24 protein-coding genes are annotated in these 23123 nt (G+C 32.0%); 1 reads left to right on the top strand and 23 read right to left on the bottom strand.

Translation table 11 applies throughout. The features are described 5' to 3' along the window. Window positions 1–4: 4 nt before the first annotated feature. The 12 genes from RSB60_RS04565 to RSB60_RS04510 form a co-directional block, all read right to left on the bottom strand. Window positions 5–970 carry a PhnD/SsuA/transferrin family substrate-binding protein gene (locus tag RSB60_RS04565; protein WP_323381714.1) on the bottom strand — a complete coding sequence of 322 codons (966 nt, stop codon included), beginning with the start codon at window positions 968–970 and terminating at the stop codon, window positions 5–7. Between the two features lie 80 nt (window positions 971–1050). Continuing rightward, complete coding sequence (locus RSB60_RS04560; RefSeq protein WP_332492647.1) at window positions 1051–1860, bottom strand: inositol monophosphatase family protein; 810 nt, start codon at window positions 1858–1860, stop codon at window positions 1051–1053. Beyond that, window positions 1817–2596 carry a PHP domain-containing protein gene (locus RSB60_RS04555; protein WP_332614798.1) on the bottom strand — a complete coding sequence of 260 codons (780 nt, stop codon included), beginning with the start codon at window positions 2594–2596 and terminating at the stop codon, window positions 1817–1819. The genes RSB60_RS04560 and RSB60_RS04555 overlap by 44 nt, the downstream gene beginning before the upstream one ends. Then, complete coding sequence (locus tag RSB60_RS04550; protein ID WP_323381717.1) at window positions 2589–3290, bottom strand: phosphonate C-P lyase system protein PhnL; 702 nt, start codon at window positions 3288–3290, stop codon at window positions 2589–2591. The genes RSB60_RS04555 and RSB60_RS04550 overlap by 8 nt, the downstream gene beginning before the upstream one ends. Window position 3291: 1 nt before the next feature. After that, window positions 3292–3897, bottom strand: a complete 606-nt coding sequence (locus RSB60_RS04545) for a DapH/DapD/GlmU-related protein (protein ID WP_323381718.1) — start codon at window positions 3895–3897, stop codon at window positions 3292–3294. Between the two features lie 2 nt (window positions 3898–3899). Next, window positions 3900–5060: a phosphonate metabolism protein PhnM gene (gene phnM, locus RSB60_RS04540; protein WP_323381719.1), complete on the bottom strand. Its 1161-nt coding sequence runs from the start codon at window positions 5058–5060 to the stop codon at window positions 3900–3902. Window positions 5061–5068: 8 nt separating this feature from the next. Beyond that, a complete protein-coding gene (locus RSB60_RS04535; RefSeq protein ID WP_323381720.1) occupies window positions 5069–5905 on the bottom strand; it encodes an ATP-binding cassette domain-containing protein in 837 nt (278 codons plus the stop codon). After that, window positions 5902–6744: an alpha-D-ribose 1-methylphosphonate 5-phosphate C-P-lyase PhnJ gene (locus tag RSB60_RS04530; RefSeq protein WP_323381721.1), complete on the bottom strand. Its 843-nt coding sequence runs from the start codon at window positions 6742–6744 to the stop codon at window positions 5902–5904. The genes RSB60_RS04535 and RSB60_RS04530 overlap by 4 nt, the downstream gene beginning before the upstream one ends. Then, complete coding sequence (locus RSB60_RS04525; protein WP_323381722.1) at window positions 6728–7834, bottom strand: carbon-phosphorus lyase complex subunit PhnI; 1107 nt, start codon at window positions 7832–7834, stop codon at window positions 6728–6730. The genes RSB60_RS04530 and RSB60_RS04525 overlap by 17 nt, the downstream gene beginning before the upstream one ends. A gap of 5 nt (window positions 7835–7839) precedes the next feature. After that, on the bottom strand, window positions 7840–8421 hold the full coding sequence (gene phnH, locus RSB60_RS04520) for a phosphonate C-P lyase system protein PhnH (protein WP_323381723.1): 582 nt from the start codon (window positions 8419–8421) through the stop codon (window positions 7840–7842). Window positions 8422–8425: 4 nt separating this feature from the next. After that, on the bottom strand, window positions 8426–8851 hold the full coding sequence (gene phnG / locus RSB60_RS04515) for a phosphonate C-P lyase system protein PhnG (protein ID WP_332614793.1): 426 nt from the start codon (window positions 8849–8851) through the stop codon (window positions 8426–8428). 145 nt (window positions 8852–8996) lie between these two features. Beyond that, window positions 8997–11936, bottom strand: coding sequence for a hypothetical protein (locus RSB60_RS04510; RefSeq protein WP_332614791.1), 2940 nt, complete (start codon window positions 11934–11936; stop codon window positions 8997–8999). A gap of 339 nt (window positions 11937–12275) precedes the next feature. Between RSB60_RS04510 and RSB60_RS04505 the strand changes: the two genes are divergently transcribed. Then, window positions 12276–13523 carry an RNA polymerase sigma factor gene (locus RSB60_RS04505; protein ID WP_332614789.1) on the top strand — a complete coding sequence of 416 codons (1248 nt, stop codon included), beginning with the start codon at window positions 12276–12278 and terminating at the stop codon, window positions 13521–13523. A 2-nt stretch (window positions 13524–13525) separates the two neighbouring features. On the opposite strand, the gene RSB60_RS04500 is transcribed toward RSB60_RS04505, so the two are convergent. From RSB60_RS04500 to mnmG, 11 genes are all read right to left on the bottom strand, one after another. Further along, window positions 13526–14068 (bottom strand): RNA polymerase sigma factor, encoded by a 543-nt coding sequence (locus RSB60_RS04500; protein ID WP_332476059.1) that lies wholly within the window; start codon window positions 14066–14068, stop codon window positions 13526–13528. 231 nt (window positions 14069–14299) lie between these two features. Then, window positions 14300–14530, bottom strand: coding sequence for a hypothetical protein (locus tag RSB60_RS04495; protein WP_332614787.1), 231 nt, complete (start codon window positions 14528–14530; stop codon window positions 14300–14302). Then, complete coding sequence (locus RSB60_RS04490; RefSeq protein ID WP_332614785.1) at window positions 14506–15150, bottom strand: DegV family protein; 645 nt, start codon at window positions 15148–15150, stop codon at window positions 14506–14508. Before RSB60_RS04490 ends, RSB60_RS04495 begins: the two co-directional genes overlap by 25 nt. Before the next feature lie 221 nt (window positions 15151–15371). Further along, on the bottom strand, window positions 15372–16310 hold the full coding sequence (locus RSB60_RS04485; protein WP_323381729.1) for a ParB/RepB/Spo0J family partition protein: 939 nt from the start codon (window positions 16308–16310) through the stop codon (window positions 15372–15374). Continuing rightward, on the bottom strand, window positions 16307–17089 hold the full coding sequence (locus RSB60_RS04480; protein ID WP_323381730.1) for a ParA family protein: 783 nt from the start codon (window positions 17087–17089) through the stop codon (window positions 16307–16309). Before RSB60_RS04480 ends, RSB60_RS04485 begins: the two co-directional genes overlap by 4 nt. 15 nt (window positions 17090–17104) lie before the next feature. Further along, complete coding sequence (noc, locus tag RSB60_RS04475) at window positions 17105–17869, bottom strand: nucleoid occlusion protein (RefSeq protein WP_332476057.1); 765 nt, start codon at window positions 17867–17869, stop codon at window positions 17105–17107. 10 nt (window positions 17870–17879) lie between these two features. After that, a complete protein-coding gene (gene rsmG, locus RSB60_RS04470) occupies window positions 17880–18578 on the bottom strand; it encodes a 16S rRNA (guanine(527)-N(7))-methyltransferase RsmG (protein WP_332614782.1) in 699 nt (232 codons plus the stop codon). Between the two features lie 92 nt (window positions 18579–18670). Further along, window positions 18671–19810 (bottom strand): glycoside hydrolase family 10 protein, encoded by a 1140-nt coding sequence (locus tag RSB60_RS04465; protein WP_323381733.1) that lies wholly within the window; start codon window positions 19808–19810, stop codon window positions 18671–18673. Continuing rightward, the gene (locus tag RSB60_RS04460; protein ID WP_332614780.1) at window positions 19803–20432 is read right to left on the bottom strand and encodes a non-canonical purine NTP pyrophosphatase; all 630 of its coding nucleotides are present in this window, start codon (window positions 20430–20432) and stop codon (window positions 19803–19805) included. Before RSB60_RS04460 ends, RSB60_RS04465 begins: the two co-directional genes overlap by 8 nt. 79 nt (window positions 20433–20511) lie before the next feature. Further along, window positions 20512–21144 (bottom strand): hypothetical protein, encoded by a 633-nt coding sequence (locus tag RSB60_RS04455; protein WP_323381735.1) that lies wholly within the window; start codon window positions 21142–21144, stop codon window positions 20512–20514. Continuing rightward, window positions 21141–23027, bottom strand: a complete 1887-nt coding sequence (gene mnmG / locus RSB60_RS04450) for a tRNA uridine-5-carboxymethylaminomethyl(34) synthesis enzyme MnmG (RefSeq protein WP_323381736.1) — start codon at window positions 23025–23027, stop codon at window positions 21141–21143. The genes RSB60_RS04455 and mnmG overlap by 4 nt, the downstream gene beginning before the upstream one ends. Between the last annotated feature and the right edge of the window lie 96 nt (window positions 23028–23123).

The raw sequence follows: 23123 nt of genomic DNA, 5'->3' as shown, positions 1-23123 counted from the left end.
TCCCTTAATCTTTATACATTGCAAATACGAAATCGTAGAATCCGTCAGGTATTGCAATAAAGCGATTTTTTCCAGCTGCATCACTTTCGAAGAAGAATCCATTTTCATCATCGAAGAAATTAGGCACTGAATTTTCTGGTGTTAATGAAGTGAAATGAGTAATGATTTTTTCTTGCATTTCTGGAGTAATGTAATCTGAATTTACCCATAATGGTCCATTAGGTACAGCTACTTCATCAATGATGTATAAATCATTTTTGTAATCTTCTCCATATTTACAACAGAATGCTCCTGCATAAACTTTCTTTTCTACAATTAGTTGAACTGAACCTGGGTGATTTCCACCAAATTGAATTTCAGAGAATAGTCCACCATCTTTGTCTGTCTTTTCGAAAACTTGTGATTTGTTTGAAACTTTTCCATTACCTTCAGGTCCAAACATCAAATATAAAGATGTTGTTGGAACTAAACGTCCTGATGTAGAAGTTGCTGATACAAATGAGAATGATTTGTTTAGAAGTTGTTCATACATTTGTTCTTTTGTTTTTCCTTCGAAATCAGCTTTATTTGCAGTACTTGTCGCAATATAAGCTGGGTATGATGCTTTTGTTACATCACCATCTTCACCATATGTAACTAGTGGAATAATTGCATCATCTTCCATTTTTGTTGCTGCAAACGTTGCTCCTGATTCCCAAGCGATTTGTGCTGTTCCTGTTAACATTGCTTCAGTTACTGCAGAATAGTCATCACATACAATTCCTGTAACATTAACGTCAGTACCTAATGCATTTTTGATTTCATCAATCAACATTTGGTCAACGGTACTAATCCCACCTGATTGTTCGTTTGGTAAGAATGCTACTGTAATATCTTTTATTGTTGTTACTGTTTTGTTGTCTTCTTGTTTTGGTTGTGCACACCCTGTCACTAATAATAATGCTAAACATCCCGCGAATATTTTTTTCATAAATCCTCCATGTAGATTAACTACACTCCAACTATAAGATTTCAACATAAAAAAAGAATTAACTCTTTGTTAAAACTGAGTTAATTCCATCTTACTAGTTCTTGTTTGAATTCATCTAATAAATTTTTTGATGATGCGGCAATGCATGTTTGGTTCTCATCCATCTTCGCAAGACTTGTTAATGTTTCAATACATCCACCAACTTCTTCTAATACGATTCTTGCTGCTGCATAATCCCATAACTTTACATGATTTGATACAAATAATTGTTTCTCATTTTCAGCAATGTGACAAATTGTCAAAGAACTACATCCAAAACTACGATGGCCTCTAATTTTCCTTGTCAATACTTTTAAATTAAGTTCATGTGCTTGTTGAAAACTGAGTAAACTTTTTAAACTTCCATCTAAAATCGATTCGCTTAACTTGTGCTCTTTAAGACGATTCAACCGGAGATCATTTTTGAAAGCTCCTTGGTCTTTAATGCAATGATAGAGAACATCACTTTCCACATCATACACCAATCCAAACATTGGTATACCTTCATGATAATACGCTAATGAAATGGCATAATTTTTTTTCATCATTACAAAATTTGTTGTGCCATCAATTGGATCTAAGATCCAAAGATTGCTTGAATGAATATCCTTTACATTTTCTTCACTTAACCATGAGTCATCTGAATATTCTTTCTTAATTTCTTCAATAATCATTGTTTGACATTCTACATCACAGTTTGTAACTAAATCAGAAATATCATTATCTTTTAAATCTACTTGTATTAAAACTTTTTCTTTAACATTTTTCCCTGCTTTTAGTACTACTTTTTTTGCAGTTTCAAATTTCTTAAAAATAAGATCCAATTTCTGGTTCATTTCCATAGTTGCCATGATTATCACTTCCTCCAGTTTCTAACCATTCAAATTGTTTTGCAATTTCATTACAGGTTTCAATATTCTCTTTGGTTTGTGAACTGTGATACGTTTCTATACCATCAATTCCATAGCGTTTATATCGTTCTAATTCTGTTTCACACTTACTAAGAAATGGATGTGCTAATATCGCAAATCCATAATCTTCATGAATACTATGAATAACTTCTTTGATATGAGGTAGTTGTGGTTTTATTTCACATGGTCCACCATTCTTAAACATCTCTTTATAAAAGTCTCCATAGATTTTATCAGTATATCCTTTTTCTTTGAGTACATCTAAAATATGTTGTTTGTAGAGGCACGGACTATTTCCTTTTTTAGATTCTACTTCTTCAACTGTTATCTTGAAATTCAAATCATGTAGAAGTGAAATTTGTTGATAAGCTATTTCATTTCTTTGCTTTATTGTTGATTCATAAATTGCCTTAATGTTTGTTGCTTCTATGTTAAATTGATATGCAAGTATATGTACCTCTTTTTTTATTTTTGGATCCCATGCACTTATCTCAATTCCTGGATGAATAATTAATTGACCAGATTCTGTCTTGTTTATTTCATCTAAATTATTCACTGAATCATGATCTGTAATTGCTATTGAGTGCAAATTGTTTTTAATTGCTATTTCTACAATTTCTTTAATAGATCGATTTGAATCAGAATAATTTGAATGAATATGCCAATCTCTATTCATTCATTTCGCCTTTTTGCATATTGAATTCTTTATCACATAAACCTTCCATGAATTCTAAATCATGGAAAATTCCTAGCATGGTAGTCCCATCATTTTTTAATTTCTCAATCAATGTTCTTACTTTAATTTTACTTGCATTATCAAGTGATGCTGTTGGTTCATCAAGAAGTAGCAGTCGTGGTTTTTTTACCATTGCCATCGCAATGTTTACACGTAATTTTTCTCCTCCTGAAAATGTATTAGGGTATGCATCCCATAGTGATTCATCCAAATCAAAATGTCTTAGAATTTCTTCTGCTTTTTCTTTTGCTTCACGTTCACTACATTCAGTTTCGAGCATTGCATTTTCTACTAGTTGTCTTGCTGTTGTACGTGGCATGATTTTTAGAAATTGTGATACATATCCTATTTCATGTTTTCTTAAATAAACAATTTGTCTTTCTGTTGCTTTACATAAATCAATCATCCCATACATTTCACTATCATAAAGTATTTCGCCTTTTTGTGGATAGTTTGTACGATAGATTCCTTTTAAAATTGTTGACTTGCCACTTCCACTTCTTCCAGTTATTCCAATGAATTCACCTTTTTTAAGTTTTAAGTTAATTCCTTGGCAAGCTTTCACAATTTTATTTGCATTGTACACATGAAATTCTTTTGATAAGTCTTTTATTTCTATACAAAGTTCGCTCATTTTATCCCTCATATTTCTTTATGAAATCATCGATTGGAAGAAGAAAATCTTCCCAACGTTCTTGAATCAATTCACTTGGCCAATCCCACCACTTAATTTTTTCTAAACTTTCGATTTGTTTTGGTAGAAACCGATATTTCAGAACTTTTGCTGGATTGCCTACAACAATTGCATAGGGTTCAACATCTTTTGTGACAACTGCTCCACTACCAACGACACAGCCATCTCCTAATGTAATACCTGGTTTAATAATAGCGCCATGACCAATCCAAGTATCATGACCAATTACAGTTACTCGACTTGTTCTTTGATTGAAGAAATCTACATCATCTTCATCTGCTAAACCAAACATTTTTCTTCGATATGTAAAATGATGTAATGTTGGTCTTTCAATTGGATGATCTGTTGCACCAATTCTTACCATTGCTGCAATATTAGAGAAATTCTTTACTACAACATTTTGTAGTATACAAAATTCTCCCGTATATGAATATCTACCTAATGTAACATTTTCAAAACGATTCCAAATTCCTACTTCTGTATAGTCTTCTAAATTACTTTGAATAATTACAGAATTGTCTTTAATTGTCGGCTCTTTTGTAATCATATTTACACCCTATAATTCATATTTGATACTTGTACTCCCTCTACGAATACATGAGTAATCGCTGGGAATTTATCTGGCAATCGCATTACAATTAACATGTCTGCTTTTTTACCAACTTCAATTGATCCAACTTCTGCTTCTATTCCTACAGCTTGTGCTGGATTATAAGTAACTTTCTTAACCATTTCATGTAATTCTTGTCCGCTATCTGCCATTCTATAAATAGCGTGTAGTAAAGATGCTGGGTAGTAATCCGAACATAATATATCAGCACATCCACTTTCAATTGCTTCTTTGGCACTTAAATTTCCTGCATGAGAACCACCTAATAGAATATTAGGTGCGCCAACTACAGTCATAAATCCTTGCTCATGTGCTTCTTTTAACACTTCCATTGTGATAGGAAATTCTGATATTGTTGCGTTAAAACTTTTAATTATTTCTAACTTTTCTATTGAATCATCGTCATGTGATGCAATGGGAATATTTTTTTCTTTTGCGTAATTTGCGATTGCTTGAATTTTATCGAGTGTGAGTTTTTCCTTATTCATTAAATTTCGGATTTGTGCTTGTACTTGTTCTTCACTCATTCCTTCATCATTAAGATAAGATTTTTTATATATTTCTAAATCGCGATATTGTCCTTGTCCAGGAGTATGATCCATGAACGATAGTAAGTGTACTTGTCCTTTTTGAATGTATTCTACAACATCATCAACAACATCCATGTTATCTAGTTCTAATCGTAAATGAAAGCGGTGATGAACTAAATGCAATTGTTTATGACTTTGATCAATTAATTCAATCATCTTACGTACATTCTTTGGTTGGCGAAGTGCTTTCTTTCCTGTATCTTTAAGAAACGATATTGAGTGATACATTGTTGTTATTCCATGTGTTACAAGTTCACGTTCAAATTCATATAGAGCTAAATTAAAATCCATTACACTTGTAACTCGTGGTGCTGCAAGCTGCTCAATATAATCCGAATGAACATCGATAAATCCAGGCATTAATATTCCTCCTTGACCATCGACTACTTCTGCATCCGGTTTATTTATTTTCTTTGCAATTTCTTTTATGATTCCATCTTCAATATATATTTCATGATCATGAAGTACTTCATCTCTTGTAACAATATCTACATTTTTTATTAATTTCATACTTTCTCCTATAGTAATGAATATACAAGTTGTTGCGTGTAAGGATGTTGAGGATCTTCCATAATTTGATCTGTAAGACCTTCTTCTACGATTCTTCCATTTAACATCACAATGGTACGATCAGCTAACATTTTTATTACCCCTAAATCATGGGATACAACAATCATTGATACTTTGCTTTCTCTTTGAATTTGTTTTATCAAATCTAATACATTTGCTTGGACCGATAAATCTAATCCTGTTGTTACTTCATCTAATAACAATATTGGTGGGTTATTGGACAATGCTTTAGCAATTTGGACACGTTGTTGCATTCCACCAGAGAAGTTTTTTGGACAGTCCTTCATACGATATTCTGGAATGTTTACTTTTTCTAATAAGTTTGTTCCAATAGTTGTCATCTTTTCTACATTCAAATGATTTGCCGCAATTAATTTTTCTGCAATATTTGAAATAGCTGAGAAATTCATTTTCAAACCTAAGTATGGGTTTTGATAAACCATACCTAATACTGTGTTTCTAATCATTCTTTTTTGTTGATCTGTTTCTTCAAAAATATTTTTATTCCCATCTTTATGTTGTACGATTGTATATTCTCCATGACTTGGTTCTTTATCAAAATAAAGACATTGTACAAGTGTTGATTTCCCTGATCCTGATTCTCCAACAACTCCAAGAATTTCACCTTCATAGAGTTCTAGATTAATATCGTTACATGCGTAAACTGTCTTACATTTTGGACAGTAGTTGCCTTCTAAACTATCTGGATTATTTCGACAAGTATCACAACCTGGTCCAAACTGTTTATAGAAATGACTTACTTTTAGAATTGGACTTTCATTCATGCGATTACCCCATTTCTTTTCTTAAGACAATAGCTTGTATCGTTGCATTGATAGGTTACTTCGTTAGTAACTGGATTAATTACTTCATCAAGATATACATGTGTTGATCCACATAAACTACATTTTTTATCTTTAAAATCTTCTATTTCAAATGGTACATCTTCAAAATCTAGAGATACTACTTTAGTGTAAGGTGGAACTACATAAATCTTTTTTTCTCTTCCTGCACCTAATAGAATAATTGATTCAGAATAGTTTAATTTATGATTATCAAACTTAGGAATTGGACTTGGTGCCATAACATAGCGACTGTTTACTTCAACTGGATGATCAGCGCCGGTAGCCATTGTTCCATATTTCATAATTTGTTCAAATAGAAGTAATCGTGCTCCTGTATATTCTTTTTCACCATGTAAGATTTTTGTTTTTGTTTCACTTGGTTCGTAATCTCTTAATGGTTCTGGTGTTGGTACTTGTAGAATAATAAGTTTATTTTTACCTGTTTTTTCTTCTGGTATACGGTGGCGTGATTGAATTAGTGTTGCCTTTGTTGTATCGTCAGTTACTTCGACATCCGTTGTTTCTTGAATAAGTTTTTTGATACTAATTGCATTCACACTTTCATCACTTCCTTGGTCAATAACTTTTACAATATCTTTTGGTCCAATGCATGAAAGTGTACATTGAATTCCTCCCGTTCCCCATCCTCTAGCGACAGGCATTTCACGAGATGCAAATGGAACTTGGTATCCAGGTATTGCCACCCCTTTTAAGATTGCACGTCTTATTTCTCTTTTACTTCCTTCATCAAAAAAGGCAAAATTAAATTTCTTCTTCATCGTCTTTACCCTTCACTTTTCTTGCACTGTTTAACTTAGCTTGGAATGTTACATAATGAGGAAGTTTTAAATGTGAGATAAATCCTGTGGCTTCAATACTATCCACATGGTATAAAACAAATTCTTCATCACTTGTCGCAAAGTTTTCATCTTTTCTCTCTAAACATTGGTCAAGAATACTCATTGCAATTGTTTTCGTTTCATTTTGTCCAAGTGTTATGCCATAACCAATGTCAAAATTAATCTCATGTGTTCCATCACGTAATAATTTTGTGACAGGCACTAAACTTTCTACTTCTGTTACTTCAACATAACCAATTGAATATGAATCTTCTTCATCTTCTGGATTGTTCGGATTTTCAATAGTAATTGGTAACTTTCCATAGCGTAGTTCTCCAATCGTTGGGTGCACAGCTCCATAGCCACGGAGGGAGGCATATCCCAGTCCTATAATTGCTTGGCTCATACCACGTTGTAGTATTTGTAATCTTTCGGAACGACTTGCAGGAAACTTTAATGTTTCTTTTGTAGCATCCCGTGGTTCTTCGTTGTCTTCTTCTATTGTTTGAATAAGTCCTTCTTTTTTTAGATAATCAATGACTTTTGGAAGTTGTACAATTTCGCCTTCTTCTTTTCTAAGTTTGCTTTCTATCTTACGCATAAACTTTTTTGCATCTTCATCATTTTCATTCTTTAATTCAAAATCAATTAGACGATGTGTATAGTCAAATGACGCACCTAGAATTTGTCCGCCTGGAATATCTTTAAATGCGGATGATATTCTTCTTTCTACTATCATTGAAGAACTTTCCGCAGTTCTTGAATAATATTTCCTAGGTAATGTCGAACGATAGGCACGAAGTAAAAATACTGCTTCTTCTACTGATCCTTCTGCTTGTTTAAGTGCTATTGCTGCAAGTTCTCTTGAATATAATGATGCCTCTGATATTACTTGATCAATTAATAATCGCATTGATCCCTCAAGTAATTTTGTGTCTATTGACGATTTACAACGCAATCGTTTAACTTGTAATTGCTTGATACTTTCGTTGATTGCTTTTTGTCCACCGCGTACCGCTACATATGCCATGTTAACTAACCTCTTTCTATTTGCGTTGTTCTTGGTATCGCTAGTAAATTACTATTTCCATCAACGAAAATTAAATCAACGCCCAGCGGAAATTCAACATTTTTTTCTTTTCGTGCTTCTAACCAATCGCAATCAATATTTAATTTAAATGTTGCCTCAGTTTCAATTCCTGGGCCTTTTGCTTTGTATAACTTTCCGCTTGTACAACTATTGCATTCAACAATAATTGTTGCGCCTTCATGTGGATTAATTAGTGATCCTTCTTTGGCATTTTTTATGACTTTTGCTAGCTCACTTTGTTTGTTGAAAGGTACAAAAATGGTTGTTGCATTTTCACAGTTTTGTTTTCTACAATATGTAATCATCGCAATTTTATCTTCTATATTTTTATTTTCATAAACATGGAAACTTGTATCTGCATCTAAGTACATAATAGCTAAGGCTTGTGTGCATTTGAATAGATCTAAATCATAATCGCAACCTGAACAAATATGATAAACATTCTTTACTGTACCCACATAAGACATGCTTTCTAATAAATTTCTAAATAGTTTTTGAGTGTCAAACACTGTATGAAATTTTGTCATATATTTACTCCACTTGCATCGTATCAAACGATACTTTTGTTTTTAAAATTGCTTGCATTTCATTTCTTTTTTTAGTTTCTTGTTTCTCTTTTTCAACTTGAATTGTTTTTTCCAATTTATAAATTAATCCACTATTTACATTAAATGCAGCATCGATAATTGCAAGATATTTTGACTTCTTTAGATCAAATCCTTGAAGTATTCCAAAACCAATATTGCCATCAATCATGACACGACATTCACTAACAACAACTTCACTTAAGTAAAATAAACTATTTCTTGAGCCTTCTCTTTTCTTAATCATTACAAGACTATGTGATGGCGATTCAATTTCTTTTACTTCATGTTGTTCCATGATTTTTTTAGCTAATGCTCGAAGTAGATTCGTGTTCATTTGAATTAATACTTCTGTTCTCTCTTTACGATTCATAGGAACCTCCTTGTTCGCTTTAATTCTAGCAATTCTTTTTTTGTTATTAGTTAAATCGATGTTATATTTGATTAAGACTTTGTAAAATCTAATTTTCATAACAAAAAAATGTGAATAGTCTATTCACATTTTCTAGTCCATCATTTTATTCTGAAACTTCTTTCCATCTTAAGCTAAATAAGAATAATATTGTTGCGAGAATTATGACTGCAATAAATATTGGTGTCCATTCATTAACTAAAATCATATTTAATGAAAAGTTGCTTGTTACAAATAAGAAGATTAGTAATCCAATTGATACAATTGAAATCAAAATTGAGTAAACGCTACTTCTTTTGTACATACTTATCACTTCTACACCTTCAAATACTGATAATTCTTCTTTTTTCTTTTTTGAAACAAAAGAAATAAGAGCTAGTAATACGATTACACCTGTCATTAGAACATTTACAAGTGGCCATCCACCTAAATCTACTGGTATTGCTACTTGTGGTGTCATATTTTCGTTTTCTATTTCAATTTCTGGTAATTTCGCTTCTGGTGTTTCAGTAACTGTATCAATAACCGGTGTCATTACTTTTTCATCTTCAATCTTTGATTCTTCTATTGGTTGATTTGGCTGGTTTGGTTTTACTTGATTTGCGTTATTTACAATTGGTGTTTCCATCCTATCTGTAACGCATGCTGTTCCATTCCAGTAATAGTCATTTGCATATCCATCATCTTGACATGTTCTGCCAGCCTCAGTTGTTGGTGGAGTATTTGATGCTGGTGGTGCACTTGGTGTTACAACTGGTTTGATGACATCATTCATGAAAACAATGTTATTTGTGTAATCTTGTGCTAGCCCTGTTACTGTTGTCACTCCATTTATGTCTACTTCTACTGTATATACACCGGTTGTTGCTCTTCCTCCTTTTGCCGGAATAGCTAAACTTGTTCCATTTACTGTAATTGATGTTACTTCATGATTTGCATTTGGTGTATTAATAGTTCTAAAGTTAATAAACTGATTAGGTATTGCTAAATTACCATTCATAATTTGATTTATAGTAACAGTATCATGTGTATCAATAGTTCCATCATTATTTACATCTGCTGATTCTACAGCAAATGGATCTACAATATTTTCTAAACCCACATCAGCTCGGAGAATTAAATCCGAATCTTCTTTGTTAACAATACCATCTCGATTTGCATCTCCCTTCAACATCCACTCTGTGATTGTTCCATTTGTTGAAGTAGTTGTCAAATAGATTGAGTTATCAACACGATAGCGAGCGACAAAGGTCATATTCACATCCATAATAAGATTTGATAATTCTTCTGGTGTTATTGGTGTTTCCGTACCATCGTCATTTTTAAGTGCCCAGTAATCAAATATATTCCTTCCATAATTATTCACTTTTGGAAAAATCAAGCCTGTCGCTCCTTGTGGTACGATAATAACCGCATTACTTGAAAAAGGTTCTACTCTTCCACCGATAGCTTCAAATGCACTGTTATTATCACTAAAGCCTCCACCGTTATGAAGGAATTGTATAATTCGATGATTTGGCGTTGAAACAATTTGTTTTAAAACAATGTTTGGAGATGCTTTGCTTATCATATAACCACGTTCTCTTACATTTATTCCTTCAAAATTATTTACATAAATTGAAGCATTTTCAATGCTTGAATGTGGTTGAACTATTACTTTCCCATTTGAGAAAAGTGCTGGAGCTACTTCCACTTGGTAGATTTGACTGCCAATTTCTCCTACATAGATATTCGATGTTGCAGATGCTAAATATATCGCATTTTCAACAACTGCATCTTCTGATAATAGTTCTACATGTGACTTATCATTAACCTTGATCGAAACTCCTGAAGTATTACTGTTATTTTCCATCTTCACTTGATCAAGGAGTGTTAAGCGTGATTCAAGTTTGCCTGTATAGTTAAATCCTATTGTTTGTAAATTTATTACTTTAGGTGTTTCATTATCAATAATTTTAGCAGTATTTTTAAGTAATATTTCACTATCATTAGAATGAATAATTCCTGAATAAGAAATATCTTCATAAATAATATTGTTAGAAATTTCTGCATTCCCTGATATCTCAATTCTCGCTATTGAAACATATAGGATATTGTGTTGATCTTCATTACTATGAATTTTTACATCATCAGTAATTAAATTAGATGCAGTCCCATGTCCTACTGGCCCAGCATACGAAATCGTACTTGTTTCAGCAGCACTACCTGTTGCATTTTTGTTGATGTTATTTCTTATTTCAGTTATGCCTCTTAAATTTAGATTTGATCCATACATATAGATTAAATTCATTGCATTGTTTGGAAATGTTGCTTTATTTCCATCGACAATTAAATTATTAATCGTTAACGTCACATTTTGACCTGTAACTTTTATCAATTGCGTATTGTTTTCTGCACGAATAAGAATTGTTGGTTGTCCATTCGCAATTAAAAAATCCGGATCTGTTTCAATAGTTATTGATTTTGTAATATCAATTTTATTTGTTTCATCTATTTGATAAACAGAAACATTTGTACGAATAACATCATTTTCATTTGCATTATCAATCGCTTCTTGTAGTTGCGAAAATGCTAGACCAGTATTCTCTAATTCGCTCCCCGTGTTTCTCCATATTTGAAAATCATTCATAGCTATCGGTTGAACATCTTGAGTTTCGACTTCTTCACCAGTTTCACTCATTAGTTCATTGATTTCGACACTTTGAGTTTTTAATGAATAGATTTTTTCTCCTGCTTCATCTTTTGTTGAGTATGAAACTTCAATTGTATAGAAGCCATTCTCCTCCACATTAAAAATCGCCTCATTTCCTTCAATTACTTCGCTCTTTTCAACAAGCGTAATTGATTCAATTTCAGTTTCATCGTTTGATTCCGTGTTGACGACTATCGCTGCACTTGTCAAATCTTCATTGATTTCAGTGCTTACAATTATTCCAATACTTTCTTCTGCATAAGCTTGTATAAGCGGAATTTGAGTTCCTACTAGGGCTATAAGCATAAACAGTGAAATTGTTAAATTGATTAATTTTCCTATTTTTGTTTTCATTTTCTTCTCACCTTCATTTTTGATACTATGCCTCTCAATATATATGTCTTTTTATTTCATAAAAATGCGCCATTTTTTATTAACTTTCTATAAATTGAGTTGCTGGCTTTATCCATGTTATGAATAATTAGCTACTGCTTACTTAGTAAAGACTTTATTATTTCAATAATCGGTCATTTTTCAATATTTATTTACCTATAAATATTTATAAGACCTTAAATAGTTTTTAGTATCATTTGATAACTTGTTCTTTTTTTTGTAATTATTGCTGCTTGATTTTTCGACTTTTTTTGATTATAGTTTGTAAACGTAGTAAGCATTTACCCGGAGGTACCCATCATGCATAAATTAGATTATGTAGAACTTAGTCAGTTATTAGAAAATTTTAAACGTGGTGATTCGTTTGCATTTGAACAGATTTATCAAGCAACCTATTCCCATCAAATCGCACTGGCTACTCATCTTTTAAAAAATAATTCACTAGCTGAAGATGTTGTGCAAGACTCTTACTTAACACTCTGTGAATCGATTTATAGAATAAAAGATCCAAAAGCTTTAGTTTCTTATTTAAATAGAATTACCCGTAATAAATGCATTGATAGGTTAAAATACGATTCTAAAATATCTTATTTACATAATGATATTTCTGAACTTGCTGACTTCATTACTGACAATTCAGAATTGAATAGTCAAGATGAAGTAGGTAACTTAATTGAATATGCTCTTGACAACCTATCTACAGAAGATAGAGAAATCGTCGAAATGAAATACTTCGAAGATATGCGAATTAAAGATATTTCTGAGGCTTTGAATCTATCGCAACGAACAATTAATCGTCGCTTATCCACTTCTCTTTCAAAGCTAAAATTATATATATCACGATATAAAAATTCTTCATTTATTTTTCTACCTCCATTTGTTGCAAAGCCAATCAAAAACCTTATCGCCACAGTTCATGAAGGTTTTAATAAATTCACTACATTGATTAAAGAGACTGTACTTTTCAGAATGAATTCAATTCTATCCGTCAATTCATTAGTCAGTGTTTCTTCTATCACTATTTTCCTTTCACTTGTACCTAACAATGTTTTCTTTACTCCTATTGCTACAGATTCTTTTGTTGGTGGTGCTAAGATTTTTATAATAGAAAATTTAAATAAAGAAGAAGTTAAAGATATTCAATTATTTACTACATCTGGCAATAACATCACCAGTTTTGTTTATAGTTATCCATATATTTCAATCAAAGAAAATGGTGAATATCTTATCGAAATAACTGACTCAAACAATAACGTTATTCATAAAAGAATCGATATTAAAAACATTGATAATACTGCACCAAGAATCGAAATTTTAAATTATAATTCTGTTACTGCAACGATTAGAATTACTGATGAATTATCTGGAGTTGATGCAGCTTCTCTACAGATAGTAAGTGAGGATCAATCAAATATTTCTTATACCGTTTTAAGTCAAAATGATAAGGAATTGAAAATTAATTTTGCGCATAATTCTTTGCCTTTTCATATCGTGATTAATGATAACGTGAATAATAAAAATAATTCCAAAGTAACTTGGAATTATTAATTCTATAACGTTAAATAAATATTTTTGAATTCTTCTTTTGCGTCTTGAATTCTTCTTGATATTGTTTTTTCAGAAACTTTTTTTAGCTTAGCAATTTCTTTAATTTTATAACGATCAATATATTTTAATTTGATTATTTCTTGATTCCTTTCTGTCATATTCGACAGTGCATTTTTAATTTTTTCATTTTTATCATCTTTGTCCCATTCTTTCTGTATGAATTCAGATTCTGAAATTGAATCAATTGATTGTTTGGGTTGTGTTCCTTGTTTCTTTAATTCTCGCATGGATACACTATAATTAATTTTTTTTAAATAAGATAATAAGCTCATTGAATTTTCTATTTTGTCCAAATAATGATACAGTTTTATAAATGTTTCTTGTACAACATCTTGGGCTAAACTTTCATCATGAACATATTTTAAAGCTAAAAAATATTGTCTTGTTTTTGTTTTTTCATATATCTCTTCAAACGCTTTTATACTGCCTTTTTTTGCTTCTTCTAGCAATAATGCTAGACTCTCATATACTTCTCTATTTTCCATCACTTCCTCCTAATTTTTTTGTCGTGCTGTACTTTTATAACGTTTTTACTAGCACAATTCAAGGAATAATTGACCATTTTATTACATAACATTTTCATCCCACAGTTCTTCTATTTTTTGTATCTACTATGTGATAATATGGGCGTTATTCTGCCTTATTTTCATTTTTCACAAAACAAAAAGAATTCTAATTTTTATTAGAATTCTTCATTAAATGATTCAATTTAATAACTATTCAGTAAAACCAATTACCCCGAATGCTCCAGGTCCACTATGTGTTGATACAACACAACCCGCACTAATCCACATGCAATTTAGAAAACCACATTCACTTGCAGTTTTTTCTGCTTTCTCTTTTAATTCACTATTCAGTTCTCCTGAGTAAACAAACACAAGTCTATTCTTTTCTAATTTATGTTCTATTGCGAAATCCTTGATTAATTTAGGACCTGTTGTAAGCATTGATCCACGATATTTTTTGATGAAACCAATTTTCCATCAATGATTTCAATTACTGGACTTAGATTAAGAATTTTTGCACCTAGATAAGCTGCATTACTTACTCTTCCTCCAGCTTTTAAATAAACTAAATCACCCGGAATAAATCCCATGTGAATTTTTGAAATAAGTTCATTTACTTTTGTTTTTACTTCTTCCAAACTTGCATTTGGATTATTTTCTAGCCACTCAGCTACTGTTAATACTAAATACGCTTGTCCTGCTGATACACATTTTGTATCAATGCTTGTGATATAATCTTTGTTTTCACTTGCGATAACTGCACTTTGATATGAACATGTTGTTATTGCTGAATAAGCTAAATGTAAAATGTGTTTATCTGGAAACTCATGATGAATTTCATCAAAAACAACTTCAAAATCTGATGGAGTTGATCCACTCGTTTTTGGAAGTGTTCCAGTTTTTTTATAAAATTCAAACACATCACTTACAGGAAATGTCATATCATCTTTTGTTTCTGTTCCAAATGAAACATGCATCGGTACTATTTTTATTTGATATTTATCAACGATATCCTTTGGTAAATCCGCACCTGTTTCTGCTACTAATATATATTTACTCATCTTTCACCTCTATCTAGTTATAATTACTAAAAAGTTTCTTATATGGATTATAACACAATTACCACAAGTAATTTGTCTCACTAGGTAATTATTTTTTACATATTTATGAAAGTTAGTACAATATTTATATAATCTTTATACTGTATTTCTAATCAGTATGATATATCGTTTTAGACAACTACTAATTACTATATCAATTAAAAAAGTAAGTCTTTTACAACTTACTCCTCAATACATCCCAATAATTCTAATATACGATTTAAATCATCAGTGCTTGTATATTTTATTTTAATTTCACCTTTATCAACCGCTACTCTAGTTTGAAGTTTTAATTCCATTAAATTTTCTACATAAACAAGGTTTGGATCTTTTTCTTTTAAAGGTTTTACATTTGTTTTGTGTGATTCTTTACCCTCTGTAATATCTTTTACCAAAACTTCAACATTACGGACTGATAATCCTTCTTTCACTATCTTATTCGCAAGTTCAACTGCTAGATCTTCATCTTCAACTGTTACTAATGGACGAACATGTCCCATTGTTAACTTTTTGTCTGTTAACATTTTTTGTACAGGTGCAGGCAGTTTCAACAAACGCATAATATTCGCTACGTAGACACGAGACTTTCCTACACGTTGCGCCAATACTTCTTGTGTATAATTTAATCTTTCCGCAAGATGTTGATAAGCACTTGCTTCTTCTAGTGGATTCAAGTCTTCACGTTGAACATTTTCTAGAATGGAGATTTCCATCATTTGTGTTTCGGTAAAATCCATCACAATCGCTGGAATTGTTTGTTTATTTGCTAATTTACTTGCACGCCATCTTCTTTCACCTGCAATGATTTCATATCCTTGCATACTCTTACGAATAAGAATTGGTGTAAAGACTCCATGTTCTTTAATAGATTCAGCCAAATCTTTTAGTGCAACTTCATCAAACACTTTACGTGGTTGATATGGATTTGGGCGAATATCTGATATCTTAATTTCCGCTGTTTTTACACCGGGATCGATTTTTCCTTGTTGAATATCTTCAATTGCTGTTAAGACTTCACTTCCAAATAAGGCAGTAAGACTTCTTGCATCTTCAGGACTATCGATACCACTTGTGATATCACCTAATCCTCTACCCAACGCTTTCTTCTTTTCTTTACTCATCCTTTAGCCTCCTTCGCTGCAATGTTTATCACTTCTTTAGCTAAAGAAGCATATGCTTTTGCACCTTCTGAGCGGACTTCATATTCAAAGATTGTTTGTTCACGGCTAGGTGCTTCTGATAATTTAATGTTACGAGGAATAAAACTCTTATAAACGCGTTCTTTGAAGTATTTACGTACTTCTTGTTGAACTTCAACAGATAGTTTAGTACGAGCATCAAACATTGTTAGTAGTACACCTTCAATTGCTAATGTTGGATTAAATAAACGTTGCACTAGTCGAATTGTACTCAATAATTGCGTTAACCCTTCAAGTGCATAATACTCACATTGCACTGGGATAATCACTGAATCAGCTGCTGTTAAAGCATTTGTATTTAATAAACCAAGTGATGGCGGACAATCAATAATGATAAAATCATAGTCATCTTTGATGTCTACAAGTTTATTTCTCAACATTTTTTCTCTTCCCACTTTAAATTCTGCCATTTCTAAATCAGCCCCAGCCAAATTAATGTTGGCAGGTATTACTGAAAGTGGTGGAACTTTTAACTGAACCATCGCATCTTTGGCAAGTGTTTCACCCATTAAAACATCATATACTGTTGCTTTATGTTTTTGTTTATTCGCACCAATACCTTGTGAAGAATTCCCTTGAGGGTCAAAATCCACAAGTAAAACTTTCTTTCCAAGATATGCCAAACCTGCTGATAAATTAATACTTGTTGTTGTTTTACCAACGCCACCTTTTTGATTCGCAATCGCTATTATTTTCCCCATAAGACACCATCCTTGCTATTTAGGAAATTTGAGTACTACACAAACTTCATCTGATGTTTCATTAACTTCCATGCTAACATCAATTCCTGTTTTCTTTATCATTGTTACACATTGATTTACGCTATTTATTCCTATTTGAATATTACGTGTAAATCCTTTGGTATTTTGTTTCTTCTTTTTAGGTTTATCACTATTCATTTCTTCAATAAACCCTTCTGCTTGTCGCACATTGAATTGTTTATCAACAATTGTATGATATGCCTCAATTTGTTTGTCTCCTTCAAGACTTAACAATGCTCTCGCATGTCTTTCTGTTATTTTTCTTTGAAGAATCCCTTCTTTAATTTCATCTGGTAAGTTCAATAATCGGATTTTATTCGCAACTGTTGATTGCGTTTTTCCAATTTTCTTCGCTACCTGCTCTTGTGTTAATGATGCTTGTCTCATGATTTGAACGTAAGCCCTTGCTTCTTCAATTGCTGTTAAATTTTCACGTTGAACATTTTCTACTAATGCAATTTGAGCAGCTTGCTCTTCAGTTGGAGTCATGATATTGCATGGTATTTCTTTGAAGCCTACAAGTTTGCAAGCACGAAATCTTCTTTCACCTGCTATTATTTCATAACCATCACCATTTTCTCTTACTGTGATTGGTTGTATTAAGCCATTTTCTCTAATAGATTCTGCTAGTTCTTCTAATGCTTTTTGATCAAATTCTAATCTAGGTTGGTAACGATTGGGTTGTATTTTATTAATATCAATTGTAATTACTAATTCCATAAATTCTCCTTTATAACGGATTCTTTTTAATTTTCGCAAACATTCGTGGATAGCCCACTGGAGTAGCTTTTATTTTCTTGTAAACAAGATTGATTCGACTTGATCCATCATTAAGTGTTCTTGTCTCTGTTCTCTCTAAAACACATCCAAGTGTACTTATTGCTTGTTTCGCATCTTCACTTTCTTGTACTCCATTTGCGCCTTTCATCGCTAAAAAATAACCATCTTTTTTAACTAAGGGAATGCATAATTCCGATAAGATATTTAAATTTGCTACCGCTCTTGCAGTAACAATATCAAATGATTCACGATGTTTACTTGCATAATCTTCTGCACGTTCGTTAATGCAGTTGACATTCGCAAGGTGTAGTTGATTTTTTACTTCTTCTAAAAATTTCACTCTTTTTCCAAGTGGTTCTAGGATTGTAATCGCTAAATCTGGATACGCTATCTTTAAAGGTATAGATGGAAATCCAGCGCCAGATCCCACATCACATAAATGTCCTTGTATTTGATTTGTAAATGCCGGCAATAGTGAATCATAGAAGTGTTTATCGAGTACTTCTTCAAATTCCACAATTGCAGTAAGATTCATCTTTTCATTCCATTCTTTAAGCAATGCCGCATAATCACAAAACTGCTTAATTTGATGCTCATTAAGATGAAGCCCTTGTTTTTCACAATTTTCGATAAATTCTTCTAATTTCATAGAGCTCCTCCGCTACATTATTATATCAAAATTCCACCCTATTCACTATCATTATTTCCCAATTATTTCCAATTCACTTTATCTTGATAGTTTTATTCATTTTGACTTAAATTTTCTTTATTTCTCTTGCTATTTTCATTATTTTCACCAAAAAGAGAATGATATGAAAAAAGTGCATAACCACTATAGTTTTTGACTGTTTTACTCGTTTCTATTTGTTTAGAAAGGATTTTATCATCCTTCATCCATTCCTCATTATCGCTATCTTTACTCATTATTCCAACTTTATAAGCTGCTAATCCTATGATTAGTTTTGTATCTGTATTCCCCATCAGTAATTGCCATTCTTGTAAAGTAGGTTCAAATGGCTTTGTTTTATTTGTATATCCCCAGTAAATTTGTGGTACTACATAGTCAACTATTCCTTTGTTTACCCAAGCTTCCGTATCACCATAAATCACATCTCTTGAATACTCTATATTACCCGAAGGGCTAATTCCAAATACGAGATCATTTTCATGAACTACATCATATATTTTTTCGACAAGTTCATTGACCTGATATTTTCTAAAGTCACTTATTGAATTGAATGAACTTCCTGCAAACTGGTTATCATCAAAACCATCATCTATCTTTGCAGGATAGAAGTAATCATCCATATGGATTCCATCAACATCATAGTTCTCTATTATCTCTTCAATAACACTTATTATTAACTTTTGATTTTCTTCTGTCGCAATATTTAAATAATAACGACCTTCAAAATTATAGATATTGTCATTAGCTTCATTAACCCATTTTTTTAGAATAAAGTCCTCTTCCCATAAAGCCGCTTCTTCTACTGTAACTGAACGCATTGGATTTATCCAAGCTTCTACGTGCATATTTTTTTTATGGGCTTCTTCAATAAATATTTCCAGATAATCTATGTCTTTTTGATTAACTTTATTTGATTTTGGGTATATGTTTGAATCATAGAATGCATCTGTAAACGCAACAGCATGGACAAAAATAGTATTGACTCCTATACTTTCACAATTTTCAATGATCTTTTCAATCTCTTCTTTAATTTGATCTTTCGGAGTATCTTTCAGAAATGTTTCATAGTCTACATAAGAAAACCACATTGCCTTTACTTCTTCGGGTAATGGAATATATACTGGTTCTTTTTTACTTGTGCATGATGCTAGTAGTCCTAAACAGATGACTAGTTTCAATATTTTCTTAATCATTTTTCTCCCCATTTTCTTTAAAAGCATTGATAAAGAAATTTCTAAATCCTTCATTGATTAATGATTTATCAATTGTTTTATCCTTTAAATCAAAAAAATACGTATTTGTTTTTAAATCAACCGATATAGAATCTAATGGAAATCCTTCTACTTTTTTACCATGTGGTTTTGAAATAATACGAAATGATCCAGCACTCAATGTATCATCCATACTTGTATAACTATGATTATCATCCATGATTAAACATATCGCATTTTGATATCTAGCTATTAATCCATTTTCATACTTTGATGCAAGATTACTGTAGTACGTTATCATTTCTTCATCACTGAGTTCTTTACCATTTACTCTTCTTACATATGTTCCTGGTTGAAGGTCATCTTCTACTCCTTCAAAATATAAACCTGAGTCACAAGAAAACACTGGCATTTTAAATTCATTATAAAACTGCTTGGCCTTGATTATTGCATTTTCTAATGGATTAGATCCACTCTCTTCAATATTTGGTATGGGCAAATGCAAATCTTGTAATCCAACTAGTTCAATGTTTAAAATTTCTTCCAAACACTCACGCATCGCGTTTAGTTTTGCTTTATTATGGGTACCGTATAAAATTTTCATCTTATCACCTTCATTTGTTATATTTTATCATTTTATGCAATCAAATTAAAACTGTCTTGGTATAAGACAGTTTATATGATTAATCTTTTTTCGGTAAGATAAATTCACTGTATGGTAATGTTTCAACCCAGTCACAGAATGCATGCCATTCAGGAAGTCGATGTGTTCTTCTTTGTAAATAGATGGTCTTTAATTGACGATAATTTGTCGTCATACGTGCAGTTATTTTAAAGCCAGCTGGATTAGAATATAAAACTTCTAAATACATTTTCTTTGCTTTTTCATTAAGTTCTTTAACATCAGCACCTTCAGCTTGAAGACGTTTAATTTCTTCTTGTAATTCATTATATGCTTTTGTCTTTTCCTTCATGATTTCAATCATACGTGGATCAACATATTCGATGAATGCATTATCCATATCAAATCGGCAGATACGATGCATTGTAGATTGACTGCTAATAAAATCAATGAAATGATAACGTTCCAATTCAACCCACACTTTATTTGTAAATGTTAAATCGAATTGCACAATTATTCCATTAAGAAAATTATCATGACCTTCTCCTACACGACTTGTCGCAAGTTTATAAGTTGTCGGTGTAACTTCCCCAGTTACTGCATTTGTATCTGTTGCCATTGGATATTTACTTCCTCTAACAGCACTTTCAATTCCAAAAATTTCTACGTTGTTAATTACTTCATTCATTTTCATTCTTCCGTTCCTCTTTTCCTTCTTCTTTGTTCTAAAGTAATTGCGAGTACCGCAATATCTGCAGGATTAACTCCAGATATTCTTGATGCTTGTCCCATTGTTCGAGGACGAATTTTATCTAGTTTTTGTTTTCCTTCTAGTGAAAGATTATCAATTTCCAAATAGTTTATATCTTCTGGCAAGAAAACCTTTTCCATTTGATTTAAACGTGTTGCTTCTTTCTTAGCTTTGTTTATATATCCTTCATATTTAACTTCTATTTCAACTTGTTTGGCTACTTCATCACTTTCTTCAATGCCTAAAGCTTGTAGTAAAATTCGGCATTCAACATTGGGACGTTTTAATAAATCGTATCCTGTAATTCCTTCTGTTAATCGGTCATATCCAAGTTCATTTAAATAGTTGTTAATCTCATCTTTAGGGGTGAATCGAACATCCAATAATTGTTCTTTTACTTTTTGAATGTGGCTCATTTTACTTAAAAACTCGGTATATCTTTCTTCTGAAATGGTACCAATTTCATACCCTTTTTTCATTAGTCTTTGGTCGGCATTATCATGACGTAAAAGCAATCTAAATTCAGCACGTGATGTTAGTAGACGATATGGTTCTTTTGTTCCCTTGGTTACTAAATCATCAATCATGACTCCGATATATGCTTCATCACGTCCCAAGACTAGTGGATCTTTTTTATCTAATTTTAAGACAGCATTGATTCCTGCCATGAGTCCTTGCCCAGCTGCTTCTTCATATCCTGATGTTCCATTAATTTGTCCAGCCGTGAATAGGTTTTCGATTTTCATTGTCTCCAATGATGGTTTTAGTTGCAATGGGTCTACTGCATCATATTCAATTGCATATGCATATTTGTCTATCACTGCATTTTCTAGTCCTGGTAAAGAATGAACCATTTTTTCTTGAATATCATAAGGTAATGATGTTGAGAATCCTTGTACATATGTTGTATCAAGTGAACGTGATTCAGGTTCTAAAAATAATTGATGTCTTTCCTTATCGGAAAAACGAACTAATTTATCTTCGATTGAAGGACAATAACGAGGTCCAACTCCTTTAACAACACCTGAGTACATACTCGACTTATTCAAGTTTTCATGAATTAAGCGATGGGTTTCAGGGGCAGTATAGGTTAAGTAACAAACCACTTGTTCATTAAAAGGTAATATTTCTTTTGTTGTTGTACTAAAGGCAACGAATGCATCTGTACCTGGTTGAAGCTCTGCTTTTGAAAAATCGATTGTATTTGTAAGAACTCGCGGTGGAGTTCCTGTTTTTAAACGAAACGTTTCTAATCCCGCATCACGTAGTGATTGCGATAAATTATGTGTGGTTGGTTCAGAATCTGGACCACTTTCAGTTACGGTACTTGATACCATGACTAGGCTTGACATGTATGTTCCAGTAGTCAGAATAACTATTTCACTGGATATGATTTCGTCATCCATCATCGTGATTCCTGTTACCTTATTCTTATCAAAATTACAGCATTTCACTTGTCCTTCAATCACTGTTAAATTTTCTTGTTGGAGACATATCTCCTGCATCATTTTTGAATATTCTATTTTATCAGATTGAACACGTAGTGATTGTACTCCTGGCCCCTTGGTAGTATTAAGCATTTTAAATTGAAGTGCTGTTTTATCAGCAGTAATTCCCATTTGCCCACCTAGTGCATCTATTTCTCTAACAACGATTCCTTTCGCAGGTCCTCCTACTGAAGGATTACAAGGCATCTTAGCGATATTCTCTATACTTAGTGTAACTAATGCAGTTTTTTTATTACAACGCGCTGATACAAGTGCTGCTTCTACACCAGCATGTCCAGCACCAACTACGATAATATCAAATTTTTTGGCAGTATTCATAATTTCCTACCTTTCTAAATCGCTTTAATCATATCATATTTTATCTCTACTTTCTTTGTGAGTTTCTTAACTTAAACTAGATTTTTATAGGCTATT

This window comes from Anaerorhabdus sp. (genome assembly GCF_036657415.1).
Taxonomy (GTDB): domain Bacteria; phylum Bacillota_I; class Bacilli_A; order Erysipelotrichales; family Erysipelotrichaceae; genus Anaerorhabdus.
The sequence above is the reverse complement of the archived record's forward strand: the minus strand, read 5'-3'. Positions and strand labels throughout refer to the sequence as shown.

Bases quoted from the DNA above. Each gene is read 5' to 3' on its own strand.
- RSB60_RS04500 (WP_332476059.1), bottom strand. From the start codon at position 14,068: ATGGAAAATAGAGAAGTATATGAGAGTCTAGCATTATTGCTAGAAGAA.
- phnH (WP_323381723.1), bottom strand. From the start codon at position 8,421: ATGACAAAATTTCATACAGTGTTTGACACTCAAAAACTATTTAGAAAT.
- noc (WP_332476057.1), bottom strand. From the start codon at position 17,869: ATGGAATTAGTAATTACAATTGATATTAATAAAATACAACCCAATCGT.
- RSB60_RS04465 (WP_323381733.1), bottom strand. From the start codon at position 19,810: ATGATTAAGAAAATATTGAAACTAGTCATCTGTTTAGGACTACTAGCA.
- RSB60_RS04495 (WP_332614787.1), bottom strand. From the start codon at position 14,530: ATGCTTACAACAGGTCCTAAATTAATCAAGGATTTCGCAATAGAACAT.
- phnM (WP_323381719.1), bottom strand. From the start codon at position 5,060: ATGAAATTAATAAAAAATGTAGATATTGTTACAAGAGATGAAGTACTT.
- RSB60_RS04510 (WP_332614791.1), bottom strand. From the start codon at position 11,936: ATGAAAACAAAAATAGGAAAATTAATCAATTTAACAATTTCACTGTTT.
- RSB60_RS04565 (WP_323381714.1), bottom strand. From the start codon at position 970: ATGAAAAAAATATTCGCGGGATGTTTAGCATTATTATTAGTGACAGGG.
- RSB60_RS04535 (WP_323381720.1), bottom strand. From the start codon at position 5,905: ATGAATGAAAGTCCAATTCTAAAAGTAAGTCATTTCTATAAACAGTTT.
- RSB60_RS04485 (WP_323381729.1), bottom strand. From the start codon at position 16,310: ATGAGTAAAGAAAAGAAGAAAGCGTTGGGTAGAGGATTAGGTGATATC.
- RSB60_RS04555 (WP_332614798.1), bottom strand. From the start codon at position 2,596: ATGAATAGAGATTGGCATATTCATTCAAATTATTCTGATTCAAATCGA.
- RSB60_RS04550 (WP_323381717.1), bottom strand. From the start codon at position 3,290: ATGAGCGAACTTTGTATAGAAATAAAAGACTTATCAAAAGAATTTCAT.
- RSB60_RS04525 (WP_323381722.1), bottom strand. From the start codon at position 7,834: ATGGCATATGTAGCGGTACGCGGTGGACAAAAAGCAATCAACGAAAGT.
- RSB60_RS04545 (WP_323381718.1), bottom strand. From the start codon at position 3,897: ATGATTACAAAAGAGCCGACAATTAAAGACAATTCTGTAATTATTCAA.
- RSB60_RS04560 (WP_332492647.1), bottom strand. From the start codon at position 1,860: ATGGCAACTATGGAAATGAACCAGAAATTGGATCTTATTTTTAAGAAA.
- RSB60_RS04490 (WP_332614785.1), bottom strand. From the start codon at position 15,150: ATGAGTAAATATATATTAGTAGCAGAAACAGGTGCGGATTTACCAAAG.
- mnmG (WP_323381736.1), bottom strand. From the start codon at position 23,027: ATGAATACTGCCAAAAAATTTGATATTATCGTAGTTGGTGCTGGACAT.
- RSB60_RS04460 (WP_332614780.1), bottom strand. From the start codon at position 20,432: ATGAAAATTTTATACGGTACCCATAATAAAGCAAAACTAAACGCGATG.
- rsmG (WP_332614782.1), bottom strand. From the start codon at position 18,578: ATGAAATTAGAAGAATTTATCGAAAATTGTGAAAAACAAGGGCTTCAT.
- RSB60_RS04455 (WP_323381735.1), bottom strand. From the start codon at position 21,144: ATGAAAATGAATGAAGTAATTAACAACGTAGAAATTTTTGGAATTGAA.
- RSB60_RS04505 (WP_332614789.1), top strand. From the start codon at position 12,276: ATGCATAAATTAGATTATGTAGAACTTAGTCAGTTATTAGAAAATTTT.
- RSB60_RS04480 (WP_323381730.1), bottom strand. From the start codon at position 17,089: ATGGGGAAAATAATAGCGATTGCGAATCAAAAAGGTGGCGTTGGTAAA.
- RSB60_RS04530 (WP_323381721.1), bottom strand. From the start codon at position 6,744: ATGAAGAAGAAATTTAATTTTGCCTTTTTTGATGAAGGAAGTAAAAGA.
- phnG (WP_332614793.1), bottom strand. From the start codon at position 8,851: ATGAATCGTAAAGAGAGAACAGAAGTATTAATTCAAATGAACACGAAT.